This is a genomic window from Actinoalloteichus spitiensis RMV-1378 (genome assembly GCF_000239155.1).
Taxonomy (GTDB): Bacteria; Actinomycetota; Actinomycetes; order Mycobacteriales; family Pseudonocardiaceae; genus Actinoalloteichus_B; species Actinoalloteichus_B spitiensis.
In genome coordinates this window covers 1-4,779 of record NZ_AGVX02000755.1, presented here as the reverse complement: position 1 = coordinate 4,779, position 4,779 = coordinate 1, and the positions used below count along the sequence as shown (strand labels likewise).

Sequence of the window (4,779 nt, the reverse complement as noted above, 5' to 3'; positions counted from 1 at the left end):
CCCCAAGCCGCTGTCCTGCGCGGTGGCCGCCGTGAGCGTCGGCGTGGTCGACGGCCGGGTGCGGCTCGACCTGCCCTACGAGGAGGACTCCCGAGCCGAGGTCGACATGAACGTGGTCGCCTCCGACACCGGGACGCTCATCGAGGTGCAGGGCACGGGTGAGGGCGCGACCTTCACCCGGTCCACGATGGACACCATGCTCGACTACGCCCTCGCCGGCTGCGCGCGGTTGACCGAGATCCAGGCCGAGGCGCTGGCCCTGCCCTACCCGGGCGAGTTGCCGGGGGCGGCGAAGTGACGGGTCGCGACCCGGGGGCGGCGCACCGGCTGCTGGTGGCCTCCCGCAACACGAAGAAGCTGGACGAGCTGCGGCGCATCCTGCTCGCCGCGCACGTGCGGGACCTGGTGGTCGTCGGCCTCGGCGACGTGCCCGAGTTCCCGGAGGAACCGGAGACGGGCGCGACCTTCGAGGAGAACGCGCTGATCAAGGCGCGGGCCGCCGCGCGGGCCTCCGGGCTCCCCTCGGTCGCCGACGACTCCGGGCTCGCGGTGGACGCGTTGAACGGGATGCCGGGGGTGCTGTCGGCGCGCTGGGCGGGCCGGCACGGCGACGACCGGGCGAACCTCGAACTCGTGCTCGCGCAGACCTCCGACGTGCCCGAGGAACGCCGGGGAGCGGCCTTCGTGTCCGCCGCCGCCCTGGTCGTTCCCGGCGGTGGGCCAGCGGGCACCGACTCGGAGATCGTGGTGCGCGGGGAGTGGCGGGGCCGTCTCACCCGGGAACCCCGGGGCAGGAACGGCTTCGGCTACGACCCGATCTTCCAACCGGAGGGTGAGGGTCGGACCTCGGCGGAGCTCACCGCCGAGGAGAAGGACGCCCACTCCCACCGGGGCCGCGCCCTGCGCGCGCTGCTGCCCGCCCTGCTCGCCCTCGCCGAGGGCTGACCGAGGAGCCGAACGGCGGACCGTGACCAGGCCCGTCCCGCGACCAGCGGGGCGGCGGGCTCCGGGAGCGTGGCGGCCGGCCCGTGCTCGACCAGCGGTGTCGACCGGTTCCGGTCGGCACGGGGTCTTCGGCTGGGCCGCTCGTGCCGAGCGCCGCGTCGCCCGTGACCGCCGGCCGCGTCCCGGTGCCCGCCCGGACTCCCGCGCGCCGACGTGGGTGGCCGCGTTCCTCTGGCGGCGGAGCCGGCCGGCGCGGTCGGCGGTCGAGAGCCGGGGTCGGGAACGGGAACGGCCTGGCCGGCGGGGCCGCACGCCGGGTGGTGGCCCCACCCCGGCGTGCTCGACGTCAGATCCCCAGGTCCCGCCGGAGCTTGGCGACGTGGCCGGTGGCGCGCACGTTGTACAGGGCGGTCGCGATCCGGCCCTCCTCGTCCACCACGAAGGTGGAGCGGATGACCCCGGTGACCGTCTTCCCGTACATCTGCTTCTCCCCGAAGGCGCCCCAGGCGGTGAGCACCGCCTTCTCCGGGTCGGAGAGCAACGGGAAGGTCAGGTTCTCGGCGTCCCGGAACTTCGCGAGCTTCTCCGGCTTGTCCGGGGAGATCCCGATCACCGACAGGCCGGCCTCGGACAGCTCGGCGAGGTTGTCCCGGAAGTCGCAGGCCTGCTTCGTGCAGCCGGGGGTGCCGGCGGCGGGGTAGAAGTACACCAGCACCCGCTGGCCCCGGTAGTCGGAGAGGGAGACCTGGTCGCCGTCGGCCGAGGTGAGGGTGAAGTCGGGCGCGACGTCGCCGTCGGCCAGCCGCTGCTGCTCGCTCATGCCGGCCACCGTAGAGGGCGGGTGCCCCGGCCGGCCCACCCGCCTCCTGGGCTCCCCTCGCGGCGGTCGGTCAGCGACTCGTGCCACGCGGGTGTGCGGGTCTCCGCGGCCTCCGGCCCCGGGGTATCTGGCGTTCGACCCGCGCCCCGGGCATGCGCGGGTGGCGGGCCACCGGGCGGTCGTGCCACCCGGCGGGGGCGCACGCGTCGGACCGCGTGCGACCCCGCGCTGGCGGGCCGGTCAGCGGGCGACCTGGCGGCGCCGGAGCCAACCGGGGAGCCAGGCGTGCGCCACCACCCCGAGGACGAACAGCAGCACCGCCAGGCCCAGCGCCCGCACCGAGAACACGTCGGACACCGGCCACGCCCACCAGGACCGCCCCCGGTCGCCCAACACCATGGCGGCCACCGCGTACAGGGTGGGCACCGTGGCCGCCGAGGCGGCGGTGGAGAACCGGGACACCAGCAGGGCCAGTCCGGTGAACCCGAGGGCGTTGCGGGCGGCGATCACCGCCGTCGGTTGCAGGTCCGTGACGTGGAGGGCCAGGCACAGGACCCCGTACAGGCCGCCGAGCGCCACCAGGAAGGCGCTGTCGTACACCCGCACCGGACGCACCGCGTTCGCCTCCCAGTCCCGGGGTGCCCTCGACAGCAGGTAGGCGACGGACCCCGAGCAGAGCAGGGGGATCAGGACCGCCGCCGGGAGGGCGAGGGCGGTGCCGCCCAGGACGTTGGGCGTGGGGACGAGGGCGGACCCGAAGGGCGCCACGAGGACGAGCGTCACCAACCACGTCCCGGTGACGACGGGCAGGGCCCGGTTGGTCGCCCAGAACCTCACGACACCTCCGGCCCGAGCGCGTCCAGGTGGGACCCGCAGGCGGCCACCGCGTCCCGGGCACCGTGGAACCACGCGAGCTGGTCCTCCTCGGGGAGCCGGTGCAGCGCCGCCCAGTGCTCGTTCAGCTCCGGATCGTCGAACTCGTCCTCAGCCGTGGTCAGCCAGTCCAGGGCCAGGTAGTAGGTGAGGTACGTGCCCATGCCGCCGCAGCCTTCCGGCATGGAGGGGACCTGAGCGGCGACGATCGAACTGGCCAGGCTCTCCGGGGACGAGAAGGCGTTCATGGTGAACGTCCAGGTCTCCTCGTCGTCGGCACCCGCGCCGTGGATCGCGCGGGTGGGTGCCGGGAAACCCCGCGAGGTCAGCTCGGCCACGGCGAGATCCACGCCCGCCCGGATCTCCTCGATCCTGTCGAGGTCCTCGGGGTAGCCGCAGAGGGTGACGGGACCGTCGAAGCACTCGTCGGGAGCCGCCCGGAGAACGACCGGGTCCGGGCCGAGGTGGCTCGCGGTGGAGATCCCGCCCGCGAGGGCGGGAACGAGGACAGCCGCGCAGAGGACGGCACCCGTGGCGGTGGACCCCGGGCTCCGGTCGGGGGTGGAGCAGACGAGGGCGAGGGCGAACGCGACGAGGACGCCACCGTTGACGAGGATCGGAGCCCACACCCCGGCGGGATCCACCTCCAGGTAGACGGCGAGCCCCCAGTCGGTGAAACCCGTGAGGTGGCGGAGCCACATCGGCTCCACGCCGATCGGGAGCGCCATCCAGCAGTACAGCAGGATGAAGCAGGAGGGGATGGCGATGAGGGGCCGCGACCACCAACCGAACGCGGCGCCGACGGCCGTGTGCGCGACGACGACCAGCACGGCGAGCAGGACGAACCGTCCGTCCGGCCCGCCGGGAACTCCCAGCAGGTGCCAGGAGGCGGTCAGGTAGGCGGCGAGCACCCCGACCAGGCCCGCGGCGGTGGCGGGCGCGACGGCGTCCACCACGACCCGGGCCGGGGGCCGGACCGGACGGCCGAACACCGCGGCGGCATGGCGGATCCGCCCCACCTCGCGGGCCGCGAGCGCGGCGGTCAGCGGGCCGAGGAAGAAGGTGGCCGAGGTGGCGGTGGCCGAGCCAGCCGCCCAGTACCGGTCCTCGGTCGCCAGCTGGGAGTTGACCCAGAGCCAGGAGAAGAGCGCGAGGGCCGGGGCGGCCAGCGGGAACAGCGAGCCGCGCCAGAGTACCGGGGTCCTAGGCATGGGTCCGCTCCTCGACCAGCGCCGAATAGGCGGAGGCCGCCTGGCGGGATACCGGCAGCGACGGGTCGCCGTGGTCGAGGAACTCGGCCGGAGATCCCGTGAACACGACCCGCCCCCCGTTCAGCACCACCACCTGGCCGACGACTTCCACGAGGTCGACGACATCGTGGGTGGACACGACGACCGCGACCTCGGCGGGCAACCCGAGGAGGATCTCGGCGAACCGGTCCCGTTCTCGCGGGTCGAGCCCGGCGGTCGGTTCGTCCAGGAGCAGCACCCGGGACCCGTGCACCAGGCACTGGGCGAGGGTGACCCGGCGGAGCTGCCCGCCGGAGAGCCGGTTGGCCCTGTCCTGGGCGTGCGCGGCCATCCCCACCTGGTCCAGCGCGGGCAGCGCCGCCTCCCAGGCGGTGGTCCTGGACATGCCCTTCAGCCAGCCCGAGTAGGCGACCTGTTCGCGCACGCGGAGGCCCCGCACCGGGGTGGCCCGTTGCGGCAACCACCCCACCGCGCGGGCGTACCGGGCGCGGTCGCGGGGCTGGACCGGTGGAACACCGTCGCCGACGGACAGCGCGACACTGCCCGCACGTGCGCTCACGTTGCCCGCGAGGACGTTCAACAACGTCGTCTTCCCTGCGCCGTTCGGCCCAAGAAGAATGGTTCGTCCGGAGCGCACGTGAATGCTCACATCGGTCAGGGTCGATTTCCTCCCGTCGTAGGAGAAGGTTATCCCGTGTGCCGTCAACATTGTCGAAAATGCCTTTCCCTGGATTTCCCACAGGTTATCCACCAGGCCTCGGCGAGAATTCGGTCCGGGGAAATTCGGGGCGTCCGAGGGTTTCCGGTGACCCGACCGTCGTCCTCCGGAGGCTTCGGGTCGGCCAGCGCCATCGAGCGCGGAGAGGGCGGGGGCTCGGGGAGGGGGGCGGT

The 4,779-nt window shown here is 73.9% G+C and carries 5 protein-coding genes and 1 pseudogene; 2 read left to right on the top strand and 4 right to left on the bottom strand.

The window, feature by feature from the left end; genetic code table 11:
- Both rph and rdgB read left to right on the top strand, forming a co-directional pair.
- Nucleotides 1-298: pseudogene (gene rph / locus ACTIDRAF_RS0224880) on the top strand (ribonuclease PH); the annotation flags it as partial.
- Nucleotides 295-945, top strand: a complete 651-nt coding sequence (rdgB, locus tag ACTIDRAF_RS0224875; RefSeq protein WP_016701373.1) for an RdgB/HAM1 family non-canonical purine NTP pyrophosphatase — start codon at nucleotides 295-297, stop codon at nucleotides 943-945. The pseudogene rph and the gene rdgB, both read left to right, overlap by 4 nt.
- A gap of 346 nt (nucleotides 946-1,291) precedes the next feature.
- Here rdgB and bcp read toward each other — a convergent pair whose 3' ends face one another.
- From bcp to ACTIDRAF_RS0224855, 4 genes are all read right to left on the bottom strand, one after another.
- Entirely contained in the window at nucleotides 1,292-1,765 is a 474-nt protein-coding gene (gene bcp, locus ACTIDRAF_RS0224870; protein ID WP_026066473.1) for a thioredoxin-dependent thiol peroxidase, read from the bottom strand.
- Nucleotides 1,766-2,005: 240 nt separating this feature from the next.
- A complete protein-coding gene (locus ACTIDRAF_RS0224865) occupies nucleotides 2,006-2,602 on the bottom strand; it encodes a hypothetical protein (protein WP_016701371.1) in 597 nt (198 codons plus the stop codon).
- A complete protein-coding gene (locus tag ACTIDRAF_RS0224860) occupies nucleotides 2,599-3,849 on the bottom strand; it encodes a DUF7224 domain-containing protein (RefSeq protein WP_016701370.1) in 1,251 nt (416 codons plus the stop codon). The genes ACTIDRAF_RS0224865 and ACTIDRAF_RS0224860 overlap by 4 nt, the downstream gene beginning before the upstream one ends.
- On the bottom strand, nucleotides 3,842-4,597 hold the full coding sequence (locus ACTIDRAF_RS0224855) for an ATP-binding cassette domain-containing protein (RefSeq protein WP_039789568.1): 756 nt from the start codon (nucleotides 4,595-4,597) through the stop codon (nucleotides 3,842-3,844). The genes ACTIDRAF_RS0224860 and ACTIDRAF_RS0224855 overlap by 8 nt, the downstream gene beginning before the upstream one ends.
- Nucleotides 4,598-4,779 lie beyond the last annotated feature (182 nt).